This is a genomic window from Peptostreptococcus russellii (assembly GCF_900110295.1).
Classification (GTDB): domain Bacteria; phylum Bacillota; class Clostridia; order Peptostreptococcales; family Peptostreptococcaceae; genus Peptostreptococcus; species Peptostreptococcus russellii_A.
The window spans coordinates 20,023-40,295 of record NZ_FODF01000001.1; the positions used below are offsets into that span (position 1 = coordinate 20,023).

A 20,273-nucleotide genomic window follows, 5' to 3' on the forward strand; every position below is an offset into this window, starting at 1 on the left:
AAGATTCTTTTATATAGTATAGGGAGATATGAGAATGCTTATAAGTGATATAATGAATAAAGAGTACAGATTATGTGATTTCAATGAAAGGGAGAAAAGTGTAATTTATCGTGAAATAGATCTTGATACACTTTTACTTGAAGGAGCAGAAGAAAATGAAATTATGGAATAAGTTCATTCTCAATTAGATCAAGGGAATGAATTCAGATAAGAGGAGATGATAGATTTTATGAGTACAATCTTATTAGCAGGTGGGGCTGGATATATAGGTAGCCACACAGCTGTAGAATTGTTGAGTTCAGGACATGAAGTAATAATAGTGGATAATTATTCAAATAGCTATCCTGTTGTAATTGATAGAATAGAAGAAATTACTTCAAAGAGACCGAAAGTTTATGTATTGGACACAAGAAGCAAAGAATTTGAAAAAGTATTTATTGAAAATAAAATAGATGCAGTAGTTGACTATGCTGCTTACAAAGCAGTTGGGGATTCTGTAAAGAATCCTTTAAAGTATTATGATAATAATTTATTTTCATTATTAAATACATTAAGTTTAATGAAAAAATATGGAGTTAATAATTTTGTATTTAGTTCATCTGCAACTGTATACGGAAGTGTTCCAGAAGAAGATCTTCCAGTAGATGAAGATTATGGAAGAACAACTACAAATCCATATGGTAATACAAAGCTAATGGGAGAAGAAATCTTAGAAGACCTTGTATATTCAGATAAGGATTTTAATACAATTGTTCTTAGATATTTTAATCCGATTGGTGCTCATAAATCAGGGCTTATTGGAGAAGAAAGTACAGAAATTCCAGCTAATATAATGCCATATTTGACTAAGGTGGCAATAGGTGAGTTACCTTACTTGAGAGTGTTTGGAAATGATTATGATACAGTTGATGGCACTGGTGTAAGAGATTATATACATGTTGTTGATCTTGCAAAGGGGCATGTAAAGGCTTTGGAGAGATTATTAAACAATCATGTTGGTATAGAATACTACAATCTTGGCACAGGTAGAGGATACAGTGTTATGGAGCTTATTGAAACATTTTCAAAGGCTTGTGGAAAAGAGATTCCATACAAGATAGTTGAAAGAAGAGATGGTGATGCTGCGGCTTCTTATGCAGATTCATCAAGAGCTGAAAAAGTTTTGGGATGGAAGGCTGAAAATACATTGGAAGATATGTGTAAAGACTCATGGAAATGGCAAAGTGAAAATCCACATGGATACAACTGTCAAGCATAGTATACATAGCTAGGAGGAAAGATGATAAAAAAATTATTTTCTATTGTTATGATTGTGGCTTTAGTTATTTTGCTTCCAGCATGTGGAAAAGAAAAAAGTCTTAAATCAGATAACAATAAGGTTACTACTAAGAAGGCGGAAATAATGGTATACTTGCCTGAAGGACAGCAACTTGACAATAAATATTATAATGATAAAGAAGTTGCAATAAATTATTTACCAAATAATAAAGGTGCTTTTACAGAAAAAGAGGTAAATGATATTGTAAACAATATCGATAAACATGTAAAAGTATTAGTTATTACAACTGAAAAAACTGGCTTAGAAGGTGTCTTTAAAAAGGTTAAGGACAAACTTCCAGGTGTAATTACAGTAGCAGGTGATATTGGAGAAATGCATAATGATGAACTTTATAGCATATTGAAAAATCCAAAACTCGATGTTGCCTTTACAGTAGAAAACAATAAAAAGGGAGTAGAATCAGCTAAAATAGCAAAGCTAATGGGAGCTGAACAATATATATATTTAAGCAGGACAAAAAGTATAAATCCTGAAGTTAATGAAGATATGCAGGAAGTAAAAGAGTATTGTAATAATAATGGTATGAAGTTTGAAAATATTTCTGTTGATGAAAAAGCTCTATATTCAGATATTATTTCAAAAGTCAAAAAAACTGCAGCTGGGGCGATAAAGAAGACAGCAGTTTTCCCTTCAGATAAGTCTCTTTCTAAAGATGTTTTAGAAGGTGCTTTAAGTGAAGGCTATATGGTTCCTGATATAAATAGCGAAAATGATGGAAGACTTCTGTCAGAAGTGCTAAATATGACAAAAGATTATAAAAAGCTACCGAGAGAAGAGTTTGATTCAAAAGTATCTCAAAAGCTTAAAGAATATAATTTAAATGGAAAAATAGCAGGTATATCAGAAGGAATATACAGTATACCTTCTGAACTTACAATAGAAATAGCAAAGTTTATGTATGAAAAGAATTATATGATAGAAGAGTGCTATAGAGATGTGTCGGTAATTGCTAGAGGAAATAGGAATTTGAAACTTTCTATACTTCCAAAAGATATAGGTTTATCACTAGGTTATGCAAGAAATCTTCTTGTTACACCTAGAATTTATTAATGGAGGTAGACATGAGTAAATTTTTAAAGCGAATAATTACAGTATCTGTGTCAATTGTTTTTTTAACAGTTTTTCTTGTAGGCTGTGGTCAGGAAGAAAATAAGAAAAAAGCTGAAATTCTTGAAGACACAAAAGATGCGGATATAAAGACAATAATAGTAACTCAAAATGATAAAGAAAATAAATCAGCATTTGAAGCTGCCAAGAAGGAAAAGATGGATAATGAGTATAAGAGATTTAATAATTCAAAATATAAGAGTTATGTAGAACATTATATACTTCCTTCTGACTTTGAAGATAATAAAAAAACAGATGAAATGTTTAATAAAATTAAAAAAGATAAAAATGCAAAAATACTTATAGTTTCTGCTAACAAAGCAGGTTTAGCTGAAAAAGTTAAAAAACTAAAAAAAGAAAGAAGAGATATATTAACTATTTCTGCCGATTTAAATGAAGATGATCAAAAGTTGATAAAAGATTTTGATTTAAATTTCAAGACTGGAGATTTTGATCATGGTGAAAGAATTGTGGATTTGGCAAAGTCAATGGGAGCGCAGAGATTTATATACTTTGTAGGAAACAATGATCTTAAAGACAGCAAAAAAATGGAAATATTAGATGGTATGAAAAAAGAAAGCAAGAAGATAGATCTTCCAATAGAGGAAGTGAAGATACCTGATATGAATAATCCCTATGAAGAAAAAGCATTTGTTTCAAATTCTATAGATAGTTTGATAAAAAAATACGGAAGAGACATTAATATATATACTTTTGATAGCAAATTTGATGAAATATTAGCATCTAAAGTTTTTGATGATAAGTTCTTTATAGCAGAGTTTTCTGACAAGAATGTTTCGCCAGAACTGATGAAAGTATATGGATTAAAGTATGTTACTAGACAAGCAAATGATTATGTTTGGATGAATTCTCAAATTGGAGCGTATATTAAATTGAGTTCAGATATGGAAAGAAGGATTGGTGCTAGTGCATATAATCCGGAGTTTTATACAATGAAAATAGCTGCAGATGTTGGAGAAGTATTGAAATCAAAGAAAATGAATGTTAAAAAAGCATATAATTCTGTATTTCTAGAGAATATTTCAAATATGAAGAATAAGACAGGTTGTGGCTTTATCAACAAATATAAGGGTGTAGGAAACTATAAGATTATAGATGTTGATCAAATATTATATTAGAGATTAGTTATAGCGAGAGTTATAAATAAAATAAATTTTTAGGAGTGGTTAAATATGGTTATGATTATACCAGAAGATTACAAGTGTGATCTTGATGTACTAGAGACGCAGAAGGCGATAAAAAAATTAAAAGACTATTTTCAGAAAGAACTTAGTGAAGAATTAAATCTTTTAAGAGTTTCTTCACCATTATTTGTTTTACCTGAATCTGGGACAAATGACAATTTAAATGGGATAGAAACACCTGTAAGTTTCAATGTTCCTTTCCTGAATAAGAAGGCAGAAATAGTTCAGTCACTAGCTAAGTGGAAGAGAGTAGCTATTGAAAGATATAATATACCTATGTATGAAGGTATATATGCTGATATGAATGCTATTAGAAAAGATGAAGAACTTGATAATATACATTCATTTTATGTTGACCAGTGGGACTGGGAATATAAAATAAAGAAAAGTGATAGAAGTTATGAAAAATTAGTATGGATAGTTGAAAAAATATTTGATGTATTTAAGAGAACCGATGAGTATATTATGGGGATATATCCTGAATTTGAACCATTACTTCCTGAAAAGATAACATTTGTATCTACACAGGAATTAGAAGATGAGTGGCCAAACTTAACTCCTAAAGAGAGAGAAAGAAAAATCGTTGAAAGACATAAGGCTGTATTTTTAACAGGAATAGGTAAGTCACTTGAATCTGGAGAAAAACATGACGGAAGATCCCCTGACTATGATGATTGGGATTTAAATGGAGATCTTTTATTCTACAATCCAGTTCTTGATGATGTTCTAGAACTTTCATCTATGGGTATAAGAGTAGATGAAGAAGCTTTAGAAAGACAGCTTGAAATAGCTGGTGCAGAAGACAGAAAGAATTTAGATTATCATAGAGCTCTATTAAATGGTGAGCTTCCATATACTATAGGTGGTGGAATAGGTCAATCTAGAATTTGTATGTTCTTCCTTAGAAAGGCGCATATAGGTGAGGTTCAAGTAGGAATTTGGCCAAAGAGAATGATAAGCGACTGTGCTAAGGCAGGAATACATCTATTATAGAGTATATAAAATAAGTAGCTTCTTTTCATTATGGAAAGAAGTTGCTTGTGTTTTATTTTATAAGCAGAAATTGCTGAACATAAATTTATTTTAAAAGGAAGATGGTGGAAAAATGTATAAATTGGCAGGCACATTATTAAGCGAGGAAGAAATTAAGGCAAAGGTTAAGGAATTAGCAAAAAGGATTGAAAAAGACTATGAAGGTCAAGATATACTTCTTGTAGGAATTTTAAAGGGAGCAAGTGTATTTGTTGCAGACCTTATGAGAGAAATTAAACTTGATGTAAATATAGACTTTATGAGCGTATCAAGTTATGGAAGCGGAACAGTTTCTTCAGGTACAGTAAAGATACTTAAGGACCTTGATGTTGATATAGAAGGAAAGAATGTATTAATAGTAGAAGATATAATAGATTCAGGAGCTACTCTAAGTAATCTATATGATACTTTAATGACTAGAAATCCAAAGAGTTTAAAGTTATGTACACTTTTAGACAAGCCAGAAAGAAGAAAAGTACATATAAAGGTTGATTATGTAGGTTATGAAATAGAAGACAAGTTTATAGTAGGTTATGGAATAGACTATGATGAAAAATACAGAAATCTTCCATATATTGCTATAGTAGAAGAAGTTTAAATACTATAATGAGATTATGACATGGTGCATTTGTAGTTTCACATTTGTTTCCATGTCTTTTTTGTAGCTGAAATTTCAGAATTAAAAAATAAGTGATAATCAAAGACATGATAAAGCTTATATGTAATTGTTTTTAAGGAGTGAAAATATGGACAGAAAAAAATACTTTTTCTTTGATATTGATGGGACTATTGCAGTTGGAATGCCTAGATATGTTCCAAAATCAACTGAAAAAACCTTGAATATATTGAAAGAAGAGGGGCACTTTATAAGCATTGCAACTGGAAGGATGTACTCTATGGCTGTAGATTTTTGTGAAAAGTTTGGAATAAAAAATATGGTTACAGATGGTGGAAACGGAGTAGTTATAGACGGAAAAAAAGAAGTTGAAGCCCTGGATAAAAATATGATGGATAAAATATTAGATGTTTTTGATAAAAGGGATATTCCTTGGAGTATATGTGTAGATGATGAAAGAGTATGGTATACAAAAGACGAAAGATTTCCAAAAGCAATGGAAGGTGTAATAAAGATACCTAATTATATGACTACTAGAATAGATAAAAATCTAGATTTTAGAAAGCTAGATAAAATATATAAGGGATTTGCATATTTAGATATAGAAACAGAAAAAAGAATAAAAGAATTAAAAGATGTAAGTTATACTCGATATCATGATGAATATATTATTCTTGAGGCAGATGATAAATCTAAGGGAATAAAAAAGATAATGGAAAAAATGGGAATAGAAAATAGAGATGTTGTTGTATTTGGAGATAATACAAATGATATAAAAATGTTTAGACCAGAGTGGACTTCAATAGCTATGGGAAACTCTGTAGACAGTTTGAAAAAAGTAGCTGATTATGTTACTACTGATGCAGATAAAGATGGTATAGAAAATGCTTGTAGGCATTTTGGTTGGATAAAATAGTTTTTAGAAATGAAAAATATTTGTATCTAGAGACTAATTTATAAGAGAAAAAGTATATGAAAAAGGTGAGATAATGAAAAAAGTAGCAATAATAGGTGCAGGAGCAGCAGGTAGTATAGCGGCATATTTTGCAGCAAAATCAGGGGCAGATGTTACTATGTATGAAAAAAATAATATAATAGGACGTAAGCTTAGAATAACAGGAAAAGGAAGATGTAATATTACAAATGCATCTGATTTAGAAGATATAATTTCTAATATATATAGAAATGGAAATTTCATGTATAGTGCTCTATATTCTTTTAGCAATGATAATTTGATGGATCTTTTTAAAGAATACGGTTTGAAGCTGAAAATAGAAAGAGGGAATAGAGTTTTCCCTGAAAGTGATAAGGCTTTAGATGTAGTTCTTACAATTGAAAAAATGTTAAAAGACGCTGGTGTAAAAATAGAGTTTAATAAAAAGGTTGAGTCGATAATTATAGAAGATGAAAGAATAAAAGGTATAAAACTAGGAGATGGCAAAAAAATATTTGCAGACTCTGTAGTAATAGCTACAGGCGGTGTAAGTTATCCATTGACAGGTTCTTCAGGTGATGGTTATAAAATGGCAGGCAAGGCAGGGCACAACATAACAAGGCTAAAGCCAGCATTAGCTGGTCTTGAAACGGTTCAATTGCCTAGAAAAGAAATGATAGGTCTAAATTTAAGAAATATAGGGATTAGTCTATATGAAAATAATAAAAAGATATATGAAGATTTTGGTGAACTTGAATTTAGAAATTATGGTATAGATGGACCTACTATAAAGTCGGCAAGTTGCTATGTAGAAGATACACAGAAAAATACTTACTATATAGTTTTGGACTTGAAAGCAGCCTTATCAGAAGAAAAATTAGATCTTAGAATACAGAGAGATTTCAAAAAGTATATGAATAAAAATTTTGAAAATGCTCTGAATGATTTGTTGCCAAAGAGTATGATTGATTTTGTAATATCTTTAAGTGAAATAGATCGATATAAAGCCGTTCACCAGATAACAAAAAAAGAAAGAAGAAAACTTCTTGAAAGCATAAAGAAAATAAGATTTGATATTAAAAAAATAAGACCTATAGAAGAAGCTATTGTAACATCAGGTGGAGTAGAAGTAAAAGAAATTAATCCAGCAACTATGGAATCTAAAAAAATAGAAGGATTATATTTTGCAGGTGAAATAGTAGATATAGATGCTTATACAGGTGGATATAATCTGCAAGCAGCATTTTCAATGGGCTATTTAGCAGGAATTTCTTCGTCTAAGTAGAATATATATTTTAATCTAAATAAAAAAAATTTAAAATAATAAAAATAAGGGTCGAGAATCGACCCTTTAAAAAATTATCAAATAAAGTTTTTTGTCTTAAGCTAATAAATTATTGCTTTAATCCTGTAAAATATCCAATATTATGAATTGCTTTTTACGACATAATTGAATATTTTTTCATTGCCTAAATCAATGCTTCCTGTTTTAACAAATTTTTCTATACAATCTATATCCCACTGAGTTAAGTATTTTGCAGGAATAGATAAGTCGTACCCACAGTTGAGCAAGACTTCATTCAACTTGAAGATACTTGAACAAGAAGCCTTTTGAGTATAATATTTAGAATTATTCTTTCTTTTAGTCATACTCTCGTTCTGTATCTCGATCAAAGTATCTACATACTCTCGATAAGGAAATCTAAACTCAGAAATAGACACATCAATGTCTTCAAGTATATCGAGCATAGCATTATCCTTCAACATATTATTAACAAATTGCTCTGATGTAAGTTTCCCTGAAACAATACCCTTTTGGTATTTACGTAACACTTTCTTTGTTTGAGCATAGATTCTATAACGTGCATCTAAATTCAATTGTAAGAATTTCATCCGAATCACCTCTAATATAAGTATACTACATAATATAGTAAAAATCTATACCCTTAATAAAGTTGTTTGATATAGTCGAATATTTTGAAAATGGTTTTTATTGAAAAAATCATAAATATATAAAAACATAATTTAATATATACTTTTATTATATTATATATAGTATAAATAGAGAAATGATAACTATTATGAAAATGCTACAAAAAACATCTGTAATATAGTATAATTATAGTTATAGATTAATATGGAGGTCAGACTATGAGCGATGTAAAAAGAATGAAAAATCTTGTTGAGATATCAGAGATAGTAACAGGGTCAGATAATTTCTTTGAGATTAAAGATCAGGTAATAAACAAGATGCTTAGTGTTGTTCATCCAACAAAGGCATGTGTAAATTTATTTTATAATAAGGATTATAATTACTCTCATCTTGTATGTTCAGCAACTTTAGATTATATACCTAAGTTATTCCCTAAAAATGAGGAATACGGAGCAAAGGTTGATTTTTCTATTTATCCAGAATATATTCATGAGGCTGTCTTTGAAAAAAAGATAGTTATAGTAAAAAATATATTTAAGGATGAAAGAGCAGCTGGCGAAGAAGATATGGCTAAAAATGAAAACTATATAGGCCGTGTTGTATTGCCTTTTGTAATAAATAATGAAACGGAAGGTTTCATGACTTGTTATCTTCAAAAGGAAGATGATCTTAAACAAGAAGATATAGACTTTATGTCCCAAGTTGCATCACTTATGTCACTTTCAATTTCAACTACAAAGAAGAATAAGGATATTCACAGCCTAGTAAATAAGCTTAGAAACTCTATTGCCAATATAAACAAAGGTTCTATAATGTTGTATTCTTCAAAAGATATATACTATTATATGAAGAAAATGTCATGTGTTATAGCTGACACTACAAATAGTGAATATTCAATGATAAATATATATAATAGAGATCATAATGGCAAGATAGTAGGTCAGGAAGTAAGTATTGCATGTCCTGAAGAAAGTATCAATGGAATAAATGCCATTATGCCTCAAATAACAAATTCAAATAAAATGTTCGCCGTTGTAAAAGATAGTAAAATGAAAATAGCAGATAAAGAAATAAATAATTATATGTTTATGAGATTGGAAATTGATTCAAAAAGTGAACTTATAGTATTTTGTGGAGGAAACTCAGAGTATAGTATAGATGATCAAAATACAATGTCAATTCTATCTAAACAAATAAGAAATAGTATAAGAAGCTATGAATATTATCTGACAGAGGAAAAGCACAAAGAAATAGAAAATGATTTATCTATGTTAAAAAGACAGCAAAGTTTAATTATGAATAGCAGTAGCGATTTAGATGTTTTTTCAGATAATAGAATGTACTTTTTCCATAGGGCTGCGAGACTAGTTGGCGGAGATTTTTATAATGCTATAGATTTAGGAGATAAGATGGTATTTATTGTAGCCGATGTAATGGGACATGGTATTGTTTCAAACTATATTGTTGCTATAATAAAGGGTGCATTTGAAATACTTTCTAGATATTTAGATGATCCTGGAGAAATATTAGAGCAAATGAATGATTATCTGTACAATGAATTTGATAAAATGGGAATTTATTCGACAGCAATAGTAGGGGTTGTTGATAAAAATAATTTAAAACTTTCTATCGCAAACGCAGGTCATTATTTCCCGATAATAATATCAAATGATAATACAGCTAAAAATAATCAAGAAGGAGAAAGAGGTATTCCGGTAGGTATAATAGAAGAAACACACTACAGATCAGTAGAATACAATTTATCTGATGTAAAGGAGATGTGTTTCTTTACAGATGGTATACTTGAAATGAAAAATAAAGACGGTGAAGAGTTTGGAATAGAGGGTTTAACAAACTTTTTATTAGAAAACACTAAAAATAATAAAGAAACAACTCTTGGGAATGTTAGAGAAGAAATAAATAGTTTTGCAGAAAATAAAGAAAAATTAGATGATATCCTTTTGGTTTTTATAAAAAATACAGATGAAATAGAATAAAAAAAGGAAGTAGCAAAAAAATGGGAGGAAAATGTTTTTTTAATTAAGTCTTAAATAGAATCAATGTATTTTTTTTATTGATAAATTTTAGATTAAAAGGTTGGTAGATTAGAAAAAATGAAAAAAATACTAATAGACTTGATTAAAATTTTTTAAAAACGTTTTTTATATTAAAACATACAAAAAAAAGACTAATTTACTTTTGAAAATTAAAAAAGCTTTCAAGTTGATTTTTTTTATTTTTTTTAGTATAATTAAGTCGACAGTTGAAAATTACATAAAGAGGAAATTAGTTACTGAAGTATTTTCAATTAAAATTGTTATCAATAAATATTAAATGGATTGCTCTGAATTTTTAAAAACAATTTATTAGAAAATAAATTGTAGTTTTATTTCGTTAAGCAATTTATTTTATATTGTATACAAGAAACATTATAATTAAACAATTGTAATTCTTAAGGAGGAATTAAATCATGGCTAAATTTATGAAAACAGTTGATGGTAATACAGCCGCTGCTCATGTATCTTATGCATTTACAGACGTAGCTGCTATTTACCCAATCACTCCTTCTTCAACAATGGCAGAAGTTGTTGATGAATGGGCATCACAGGGAAGAAAGAATATCTTCGGACAGGTTGTAAAAGTTGTAGAAATGCAATCTGAAGGTGGTGCAGCTGGTGCATTCCACGGATCATTATCTGCTGGTGCATTAACTTCTACTTACACTGCATCTCAGGGGCTATTATTGATGCTACCAAACATGTACAAATGTGCTGGTGAATTATTACCAGGTGTATTCCATGTTTCAGCTCGTGCTCTTGCATCACAGGCTCTATCAATATTCGGTGACCATCAGGACGTTATGTCAGCTAGAATGACTGGATGTTGTTTACTAGCATCTGGATCAGTTCAGGAAGTTGCTGATATCGCTCCAGTAGCTCACTATGCAGCTATAGAAGGTAAGTTACCATTCATTCACTTCTTTGACGGTTTCAGAACTTCTCATGAAATTCAGAAGGTTGAATTATTCGAAAACGAAGACTACGCTAAGTTATTAAACTTTGACGCAGTTAAGGAATTCAGAGATAGCGCATTATCTCCAAATCACCCATTCACTAAGGGTACAGCTCAGAACCCAGACATTTACTTCCAGACTAGAGAAGCATCTAACAAGTACTATGATGACATGGTTGGCATAGTTGAAAAGTACATGGATAAGATGTCTGAATTAACTGGTAGAAAGCATAGCTTATTTGATTACTATGGTGCAGAAGATGCTAAGTATGTAATGGTAGCTATGGGATCAGTTACAGAAGCTGCAGAAGAACTAATAGACGTATTAAATGGTAGAGGCGGAAAGTACGGTTTAGTTAAGGTTCATCTTTACAGACCATTCTCAGTAGAACATTTCTTAAAGGCAATGCCAAGCACTGTTGAAAGAATAGTTGTATTAGATAGAACTAAGGAACCGGGTGCAAACGGTGAACCTCTATACTTAGACGTAAGAGATATATACTATGGTAAGGAAAATGCTCCTATGATAATAGGTGGTAGATACGGATTAGGATCAAAGGATACTATACCAACTGACTTAATGGCTGCATTCGAAAACTTAACTTCAGATGCTCCAAAGGATAGATTTACTCTAAGCATAGTAGATGATGTAACAAATCATTCTATAACTGCTAAGGAAGAAATCAAGATAGCTCAGCCAGGTACAGTAAGATGTAAGTTCTGGGGTCTTGGTTCAGATGGTACTGTTGGTGCTAATAAGCAGGCTATCAAGATCATTGGTGACAACACTGACAAATATGTTCAGGCTTACTTTGACTATGACTCTAAGAAGTCTGGTGGTGTAACAATGTCACACTTAAGATTTGGTGATACTCCAATAAGATCTACTTATCTATTAGATGAAGCAGATTACATTGCATGTCATAAGCAGTCATACGTATATCAGTATGATGTAATCAAGGGATTAAGAAAGGGTGGTAACTTCGTTCTAAATACTATCTGGACTCCAGAAGAATTAGATACTCATTTACCAGCTGCTCTTAAGAGATATATAGCAAGAAATGATATCCAGTTCTATACTCTAGACGCTGTTAATATAGCTAAGGAAATAGGATTAGGAAATAGAATAAACATGATCTGTCAGTCAGCATTCTTCAAGCTAGCTGAAATAATACCAGAAGAAGATGCTGTTAAGTACTTAAAGGATTCTATAAAGAAGACTTACGGTAAGAAGGGTGACAAGATCGTAAACATGAACTGTGAAGCAGTTGATCAGGGTATACATGCCCTAGTTAAGATAGACGTTCCAGCTTCTTGGGCTGATGCAGTTGATGAAGAAAAGGCTGAAGTTAGTGAACCAGCATTCATCAAGAATATATTAAGACCAATGACAGCTGTTGAAGGTAATAGCTTACCAGTTTCAGCATTCAATGAAAATATAGATGGTCGTTTCCCAGCAGGTACAGCTGCATATGAAAAGAGATGTATAGCTGTTGACGTTCCTGAATGGCAGGTAGACAACTGTATCCAGTGTAACCAGTGTTCAGTAGTATGTCCTCATGCTGCAATAAGACCAATTTTACTTACAGAAGAAGAAGCTGCTAACGCACCTGAAGCATTCGTTACAAAGAAGGCCGTAGGTAAGGGATTAGAAGGATTACAGTACAGAATACAGGTATCTGCTATGGACTGTACAGGATGTGGAAACTGTGCAGACATATGTCCAGCTAAGACTAAGGCATTAGTTATGAAGCCAATGGAAGAACAGAAGGAAGTTCAGGAAGAAAACTGGTACTTTGCAACAGACTTCTCTAAGGTATCTGCTAAGCCAGACGTTATGCCAGCAACTACTATAAAGGGTTCTCAGTTCAGACAGCCACTTCTTGAATTCTCAGGAGCATGTGCTGGTTGTGGAGAAACTGCTTACATGAAGTTAGCTACTCAGTTATTCGGACCAAGAATGATGGTTGCAAATGCAACTGGATGTTCTTCAATATGGGGTGCTTCAGCTCCAGCGACTCCTTACACTTACAACCATGAAGGTAAGGGTCCAGCTTGGGCAAACTCACTATTCGAAGACAATGCTGAATACGGATACGGTATGTACTTAGCTGTTAGTCAGTTAAGAAGCAAGGTTGAAGAATTAGCTAAGGAATTAGCAGAAGTTGTTACAGATGAAGCTGAAAAGGCAGTTGTAACTGAATTTATAGATAATATGTACAACGGTGACACTACTGTAGCTACAAGTGAATCATTCACTAAGTTAGTTGACAAGTACGCTGCAGAAGGTAAATACACTGAACTAGTTAAGGAATTAGTTGAATTAAAGGATTACTTCGTTAAGAGATCTCAGTGGATACTTGGTGGAGACGGTTGGTCATATGACATCGGTTATGGTGGATTAGATCACGTTCTAGCATCAGGAGAAGACGTAAACGTTCTTGTATTTGATACAGAAGTTTACTCTAATACAGGTGGTCAGTCTTCTAAGGCTACTCCAGCAGCAGCTATGGCTAAGTTCGCAGCTTCTGGTAAGAGATCTAAGAAGAAGGATTTAGGTATGATGGCTGCTACATATGGAAACGTATATGTTGCTCAGGTTGCTATAGGTGCAGATAAGAACCAGTTCTTAAAGGCATTAATAGAAGCTGAAAGATACGATGGACCATCTCTAATAATATGCTATGCTCCATGTATCAACCACGGAATTAAGAAGGGTATGGGTAAATCAGTAGAAAACGAAGCTGATGCAGTTAAGTGTGGATACTGGCACCTATACAGATACAACCCACAGCTTAAGGCTGAAGGCAAGAATCCATTTAGCCTTGATTCTAAGGAACCAACTGAATCATTCAGAGAATTCATCATGGGTCAGAACAGATATGCTGCAATAGCTAAGATGTTCCCAGAAGAAAGTGAAGAATTATTCGCAATGGCAGAACAGAATGCTAAGGAAAGATACGAAGGCTATAAGAAAATGGCTGAAGGAAAGTAATTAACTAACTAACTAATGTTTTCATAAACTAGCAATAGTTCATGATATAATAGTTATGATTTGATAAAATGCTCTTGGAGTTTTCTTCGAGAGCATTTTTTTTATAAAAATTAAGAAAAATATTGAAAGATAGTTTATTAGATTTTCATTTTTAGTAAATGAATTTTATAAATTAGTAAATACATTAAAAAGCCAATGTACAAATAAAAATGTACATTGGCTTTTTAGAATTATTCTGTTGCTAATTAAAATACTGCTTAAACTTATATTTGATATTCAATAATACTTCTATATAACTTTGAAATGGGAAGTCCCATTACAGTGTAATAATCCCCAGAAATATTTTTAATTAAAAGTGCACCCATATCCTGAATTCCATATGCGCCTGCTTTATCCATAGGGGAGTCACTTTTTATATAGTCTCTAATAATTTTTTCCATATTATCATCATAATCAAAGAACTCTACCTCAGTGTAGCTTGTAAATGTTTCAAGAGCTGTTTCATTTTTGACCAAACTTACACCTGTATAAACCCTATGCTTAGATCCACAAAGGCTTCTAAGCATTCTATATGCGTCTTCATGGTTATTCGGTTTGCCTAGAATTTCATTTTCGCTTACAACAACAGTATCTGAACCAATAATTATCTTATTCGGATTTTCCTTTGATATGGCATTTGCCTTGTTAAAGGCAAGAGCTGAAGTAAGCAAATCTGCTTTTTCGAACATGCTTTTTTCACTATTAGAGTAAATTATTTCGTTTTCTATTTCTTTTTCATTTATTTCAGAAGCTATAGTTAAAAAATTTATACTGCACATTTCTAGCAGTTCTTTTCTTCTTGGTGACGTACTTGCAAGTATTATTTCCATTTTATCCTCCCGTAATGTTATACAAACTTTCTAAAATTAAAAACATATAACTTAAACATAATATAATCTACATGTGTATATTAATACATATGTAGATAAAAATCAAAGGTAAATCATAAATATAAAAAATAAAAACTATAAAATATAGAAACAATATATACAAAAAGTTTTTTAATAGATTTTTTAATGATTTTTAAAAAAACTTTAAAATGTTGAAATTTTAATGATTTTAGCTATAAAAAAACTCCTTCTATAACAAAAAATGTTGAAATTATGGTATAATGAAACGGACGTCAAATTAAAAATTTTAGGTAAAATATTTTTTAAGGCAAAGGCCTATGGAGGAATTATGCATATTATTTTTAGTAGAAACTTAGTAGAAATGGTTATGTTTTTTTTCATTTACTCATTTTTAGGATGGGTTGTCGAAGTAGCATTTCACGCATTAAAATGTGGGAAATTTATCAATAGAGGAATGCTGGCTGGAGCGGTATGTCCTATATATGGATTTGGAGCAGTAATTATTATTTATCTTTTAGATCCAATAAAAGATAATTTACTCTTATTATTTCTTGGTTCAGCAATACTATGCACAATTTTAGAGTATATAGCAGGTTTGGCATTAGATAAATTGTTCCATAAAAGATGGTGGGACTATTCAAATGTTCCTTTTAATATAGGCGGTTATGTATGTTTACAGTTTTCGGTTTACTGGGGAATAGGTGGAATTATACTAGTTAGAGATATACAGGAGCTAATAAGTAATTTTGTAAATATCTTTAGCACAAAGGTACTTTTAATTGTAGACCTAGTATTTATAATTATGATGATTGTAGATACGCTAGCTACAGTAAGGTCAATAAACAAGATGAATAGAAAGTTAGATCTTTTAAGTGAGCTACAAAATGAGATTCATAAAATGAGTGACTTTATAGGAGAAAATGTTAGTGAAAAAACATTAGAAATAGCAGATAAGAGCCAACCTGTGATAGAAAATCTTGAAATGAAAAAAGCTGAAAGAAAAGCGAAGGCTATAGAAGCTAAGAAAGAAAGAGAAGAAAATACACAGAAGTTTAAAGAGTCTTTATCTAAAAAATTTAAAAATAAAGAAGTTAATATGGAAAGTGCTTCTGCCAATAAGATAAATAAGTTGTCAGAGTCTGTATATGGAGATAATAAGTTCATAAATAAGGATAAGTATACTATTGATGAATTAAAGAAGAAGAAACTTTATATACATAATAAACCAGTAAGTGGAGAAAAGAGACTTTTAAAGGCTTTCCCTAATATTAAAGAAAATAAAAGAAAAGAAGAATTTGATGAAATGCGTGAAAAATCTTTAGATAAAAATGAAGAAGCATAAGTTAGTTGTTTTTTAAAACTTAAACTATAAATTAAATATAGTGTTTTAGTTTATATAAGCAGTGCAATTTATGTCTATAAATCTTGCAAATATCATAAATTTAATATATCATTATTATGTATCTTTTAATAGGAGATGTTAATTTAATTAGTATGACAAAGATATTGCTAATTGATTTAATTTAATAAACAAAGAACAGAAGTAAAGCTTTAGTTTAATAATAAAAAAGAGGTGGACAAATAAGATGGAAAATAAGAAAATACAGCCAATATTATGCGGTGGTGACTTGAACTGCTATAGTGTTGCGAGAGCGTTTCACGAAGAGTATGGAGTTGCTTCAATAGCTTTTGGTAGATACTATTTAGGAGCGACAAATCATAGTAAGTTTATCGATTTTAGAGAAACTCCTGAAATTACTGACGAATCGAAGTTTGTAAAAATTCTACTTGAAGAAGCAGATAAGCATGGCGATGATGAAGTTCTAATTCTTATGGGATGTACAGATGAATATGCAGAGCTTATAATTGATCATAAGGATGAATTAAAAGAAAAGTTTATAGTACCTTACATAGACGCTGACTTGAAAAATAAGCTTGTTGAAAAAGAGTCTTTCTATGAAGTATGTGAAAAGTATGGTTTAGATTATCCTAAGACATACATATACAATAAGGGAGATGAAACTAGAGACTTTGGCTTTAAGTACCCTGTAATAGTAAAGGCTTCAGATAGTATATCATATTTCCAAAATCCATTTGAGGGAATGAATAAAGCTTATGTAGCTCATTCAGAAGAAGAATTTAACAATATAATAAATGAAATATACTCACATGGATATGAAAAGAGCATGATAATACAGGACTTTATACCTGGTGAAGATGATCATATGAGAGTGCTTACTTGTTACTCTGATAGATTTGGTAAGGTGAAGATGATGTGTTTAGGTCATGTTCTTTTAGAAGAACATACTCCTAAGGGGATAGGTAATCATGCTGCAATAATTACAGAGTATGATGAAGAACTATTAAAGAAGTACAAAAACTTCCTTGAAGATATAGGATATGTAGGATTTTCAAATTTCGATATGAAATATGATGACAGAGATGGAAAATATAAAGTATTCGAAATCAATTTAAGGCAAGGAAGAAGTAATTTTTATGTTACTTCATCAGGAAACAATGTTGCAAAATATGTTGTTGATGATAGAGTAAAAGAAAAGGATATGGAACTAAAGATTCAAAAAGATGAATTCTACTGGCATGTAATACCAAATTCAGTAGTATATAAGTATGTAAAGGATAAAGAACTTGTAAATAAGTGCAAGAAGCTTGTAGCAAGTGGAAAGAGTGCACATTCATATGAGTATAAATATGACTTGAGTGGAAACTTCAAGAGAAGTTTATATATCAAGTTATATAGTATAAATCAGATGAAGAAATTTAAAAAATACTGTAAATAGTTTGGAGTAATGAATATGAAAGAGAGTGTAACGGTAGGAGTATTAGGTGGATTAGGACCTATGGCTACAGTATATTTCTATGATATGGTTGTAGAGATGACTGATGCTAAAAAAGACCAAGACCACGTCGATATGATAATAATGAATAGGGCTACGACTCCAGATAGAACTGCCTATATAGTAGGTGAGTCTGAAGATTCTCCTCTTGAGTATCTAATAAGAGATGCTAAGAGACTTGAAGCTGCTGGAGCAGATTTTTTAGTTCTAACTTGTAATACAGCCCATTACTTCCACGAACAAATCAATAACAGTGTGGAAATACCTCTGCTAAATATGATAGAAGAAACAGTTGATTATGCAATAAAAGAAGGTCATTCAAAAATAGGAATCTTGGCGACAACTGGTAATATTAAAATGGAAAACTATCAAAAAATGTGCAGAGAAAAGGGAGTAGATTTCTATGTCCCAGGCAGTGAAATACAGAAAAAAGTAATGAAAATAATATATGAAGATGTTAAGGCTGGTAATAAAGCTGACATGAGTATATTTAATGAGATAGTTGAAGATTTAAAGAAAAATGGATGCGACTGTGCAATACTTGGATGTACAGAGTTATCTATAATTAAAAAAGATGAAAAATTGCCAGATGAGTTTTTTATAGATTCGTCAGAGGTTTTGGCGATGAATACTATAGTAAAGTCAGGGAGAAAACTCAAAGACAGAGTCTAATAAGAGGTGTATAATATGAAACTCAATAAGATAATAGAAGGGCTTGAGTGTGAAATAAGCTCAAGTATTTCAGAACTAGAAGGTTTAGAAATAGAAGATATAGTTTACGATTCTAGAAATGCTAAAGAAAAAACTATATTTGTTGCAATAAAAGGCGAAACAATGGATGGACATAGTTTTATAGCAAATGCTTATGAAAATGGATGTAGAGTATTTGTTGTAGACCAAGATGTTGAAGTAGAGAAAGATGCCGTAAAAATAAAGGTTGAAGATAGTAGAACTGCCTTATCTAAGATGTCATCTAACTTCTTTGGAAACCCATCTGAAAGAATAAAGGTAATAGGTGTTACTGGAACAAAGGGTAAGACTACTATTACTAATTATATAAAGACTGTCCTTTCAGAATCTGGAATGAATACAGGAGTTATAGGTACTAATGGTGTATTCTATAATGATGTAAAGGCAAAGACAGTAAATACTACTCCAGAAAGTTATGAACTTCAAAAAACAATAAAAGAAATGGCAGATGCTGGGGTAGATTGTGTAGCAATGGAAGTTTCTTCAAGCGGACTAATGATGAATAGGGTAAATGATATAAAATTTGATATAGGTGTTTATACAAACTTATCGCCTGATCATATAGGACCTAAAGAACATCCTACATTTGAAGATTACAGATATTGTAAGAGTCTGTTGTTCTCTCTATGCAAGCACGGTATAGCTAATTTAGATGATGACAATGCTTGGTATATGATTGAAAATGCAAAGTGCGACATTGCAACTTTCTCTATACATAAGGATAGTGATCTAAAGGCAGATAATATTAAGCTTACAAGAGATGAAAAGACTCTAGGAGTGGAATTTGATTATATTTATAAGGGAGAAACAAAAACTCATACTCACATATGTTCTCCTGGAGAATTTAGTATTTACAATGCCTTGGCAGTAATATCAGTATGTAAGTATCTAGGTATAGATAAGGAAAAAATGCTAAAATCCCTATCAAATGCAAAAGTTGATGGAAGAGTAGAGGTTTTACCAGTTCTTCCGTATGCAACTGTAGTAGTGGATTATGCTCATAACGGAATGAGTCTTGAAAATGTACTTAATACGCTTTTAATGTATAAACCAAATAGAATGATATCACTATTTGGATCTATTGGCGGAAGATGTGCAATTAGAAGAAAAGAGTTAGGTGATGTTGCAGCTGAACTTTCAGATATAACTGTTATCACAACAGATAACCCTGATGATGAAGATCCTATGGATATAATAAATGACATTGCCAAGTCTTATGAAAACTCAGACTGTGAAATATACAAAATAGTCGATAGAGCAGAAGCTATTTACAAAGCCCTAAGTATTGCTGAAGAAGGCGATATGATCCTTATAACTGGAAAGGGACATGAAAAGTACCAGATAATAAATGGTGAAAGAGTTTTCTATGATGAAAAGGGTGAAGTAATTAAGGCTGGAGAAAGAGTAAGAAAAGAAAAAGGTATAGAGTTATAAAGAAAGTGTATTTGAAAGAATGCATATATAAAATAAAAACAAACTTAAAAGTCTAAATAAAATGGCGGTATAGAATCAATATTATTTTGATTTTATACCGTTGTTTTCAATTAAAAAGATTTGATTGTGTTGACCACTTATTAATATCAAGTTATAATTAATCTGTAGGTA

At 31.1% G+C, this 20,273-nt stretch carries 16 protein-coding genes; 14 read left to right on the top strand and 2 right to left on the bottom strand.

Annotation, left to right across the window (positions count from 1 at the left end; genetic code table 11):
- The first annotated feature begins 34 nt into the window (after positions 1 to 34).
- The 8 genes from BMY82_RS09415 (at position 35) to BMY82_RS00115 (ending at position 7,518) form a co-directional block, all read left to right on the top strand.
- On the top strand, positions 35 to 172 hold the full coding sequence (locus BMY82_RS09415; protein ID WP_180366687.1) for a hypothetical protein: 138 nt from the start codon (positions 35 to 37) through the stop codon (positions 170 to 172).
- Positions 173 to 217: 45 nt separating this feature from the next.
- Positions 218 to 1,258, top strand: coding sequence for a UDP-glucose 4-epimerase GalE (galE, locus tag BMY82_RS00085; RefSeq protein ID WP_242938873.1), 1,041 nt, complete (start codon positions 218 to 220; stop codon positions 1,256 to 1,258).
- A 21-nt stretch (positions 1,259 to 1,279) separates the two neighbouring features.
- A complete protein-coding gene (locus BMY82_RS00090) occupies positions 1,280 to 2,389 on the top strand; it encodes a DUF3798 domain-containing protein (RefSeq protein WP_091972824.1) in 1,110 nt (369 codons plus the stop codon).
- A gap of 11 nt (positions 2,390 to 2,400) precedes the next feature.
- The gene (locus BMY82_RS00095; protein ID WP_180366688.1) at positions 2,401 to 3,585 is read left to right on the top strand and encodes a DUF3798 domain-containing protein; all 1,185 of its coding nucleotides are present in this window, start codon (positions 2,401 to 2,403) and stop codon (positions 3,583 to 3,585) included.
- A 54-nt stretch (positions 3,586 to 3,639) separates the two neighbouring features.
- Complete coding sequence (asnA, locus tag BMY82_RS00100) at positions 3,640 to 4,644, top strand: aspartate--ammonia ligase (protein WP_091972829.1); 1,005 nt, start codon at positions 3,640 to 3,642, stop codon at positions 4,642 to 4,644.
- Positions 4,645 to 4,756: 112 nt separating this feature from the next.
- On the top strand, positions 4,757 to 5,281 hold the full coding sequence (gene hpt / locus BMY82_RS00105) for a hypoxanthine phosphoribosyltransferase (RefSeq protein ID WP_091972832.1): 525 nt from the start codon (positions 4,757 to 4,759) through the stop codon (positions 5,279 to 5,281).
- 148 nt (positions 5,282 to 5,429) lie between these two features.
- A complete protein-coding gene (locus BMY82_RS00110) occupies positions 5,430 to 6,215 on the top strand; it encodes an HAD-IIB family hydrolase (protein ID WP_091972836.1) in 786 nt (261 codons plus the stop codon).
- 73 nt (positions 6,216 to 6,288) lie between these two features.
- Positions 6,289 to 7,518, top strand: a complete 1,230-nt coding sequence (locus BMY82_RS00115; RefSeq protein WP_091972839.1) for a BaiN/RdsA family NAD(P)/FAD-dependent oxidoreductase — start codon at positions 6,289 to 6,291, stop codon at positions 7,516 to 7,518.
- Between the two features lie 140 nt (positions 7,519 to 7,658).
- On the opposite strand, the gene BMY82_RS00120 is transcribed toward BMY82_RS00115, so the two are convergent.
- Positions 7,659 to 8,126: a hypothetical protein gene (locus BMY82_RS00120; RefSeq protein ID WP_091972843.1), complete on the bottom strand. Its 468-nt coding sequence runs from the start codon at positions 8,124 to 8,126 to the stop codon at positions 7,659 to 7,661.
- A gap of 258 nt (positions 8,127 to 8,384) precedes the next feature.
- Between BMY82_RS00120 and BMY82_RS00125 the strand changes: the two genes are divergently transcribed.
- Positions 8,385 to 10,163 (top strand): GAF domain-containing SpoIIE family protein phosphatase, encoded by a 1,779-nt coding sequence (locus tag BMY82_RS00125; protein ID WP_091972845.1) that lies wholly within the window; start codon positions 8,385 to 8,387, stop codon positions 10,161 to 10,163.
- A 473-nt stretch (positions 10,164 to 10,636) separates the two neighbouring features.
- On the top strand, positions 10,637 to 14,173 hold the full coding sequence (gene nifJ, locus BMY82_RS00130) for a pyruvate:ferredoxin (flavodoxin) oxidoreductase (protein ID WP_091972848.1): 3,537 nt from the start codon (positions 10,637 to 10,639) through the stop codon (positions 14,171 to 14,173).
- A gap of 263 nt (positions 14,174 to 14,436) precedes the next feature.
- Here the strand turns inward: nifJ and BMY82_RS00135 are convergent, their stop codons facing one another.
- Complete coding sequence (locus BMY82_RS00135; protein WP_091972851.1) at positions 14,437 to 15,042, bottom strand: Maf family protein; 606 nt, start codon at positions 15,040 to 15,042, stop codon at positions 14,437 to 14,439.
- Positions 15,043 to 15,391: 349 nt separating this feature from the next.
- Between BMY82_RS00135 and BMY82_RS00140 the strand changes: the two genes are divergently transcribed.
- The 4 genes from BMY82_RS00140 (at position 15,392) to BMY82_RS00155 (ending at position 20,102) form a co-directional block, all read left to right on the top strand.
- A complete protein-coding gene (locus tag BMY82_RS00140) occupies positions 15,392 to 16,405 on the top strand; it encodes a putative ABC transporter permease (RefSeq protein WP_180366689.1) in 1,014 nt (337 codons plus the stop codon).
- Positions 16,406 to 16,649: 244 nt separating this feature from the next.
- The gene (locus tag BMY82_RS00145; RefSeq protein ID WP_091972856.1) at positions 16,650 to 17,861 is read left to right on the top strand and encodes a carboxylate--amine ligase; all 1,212 of its coding nucleotides are present in this window, start codon (positions 16,650 to 16,652) and stop codon (positions 17,859 to 17,861) included.
- Between the two features lie 15 nt (positions 17,862 to 17,876).
- Positions 17,877 to 18,590 carry a cysteate racemase gene (locus BMY82_RS00150; protein ID WP_091972859.1) on the top strand — a complete coding sequence of 238 codons (714 nt, stop codon included), beginning with the start codon at positions 17,877 to 17,879 and terminating at the stop codon, positions 18,588 to 18,590.
- Between the two features lie 15 nt (positions 18,591 to 18,605).
- On the top strand, positions 18,606 to 20,102 hold the full coding sequence (locus BMY82_RS00155) for a UDP-N-acetylmuramoyl-L-alanyl-D-glutamate--2,6-diaminopimelate ligase (RefSeq protein WP_091972863.1): 1,497 nt from the start codon (positions 18,606 to 18,608) through the stop codon (positions 20,100 to 20,102).
- Positions 20,103 to 20,273: the final 171 nt, after the last annotated feature.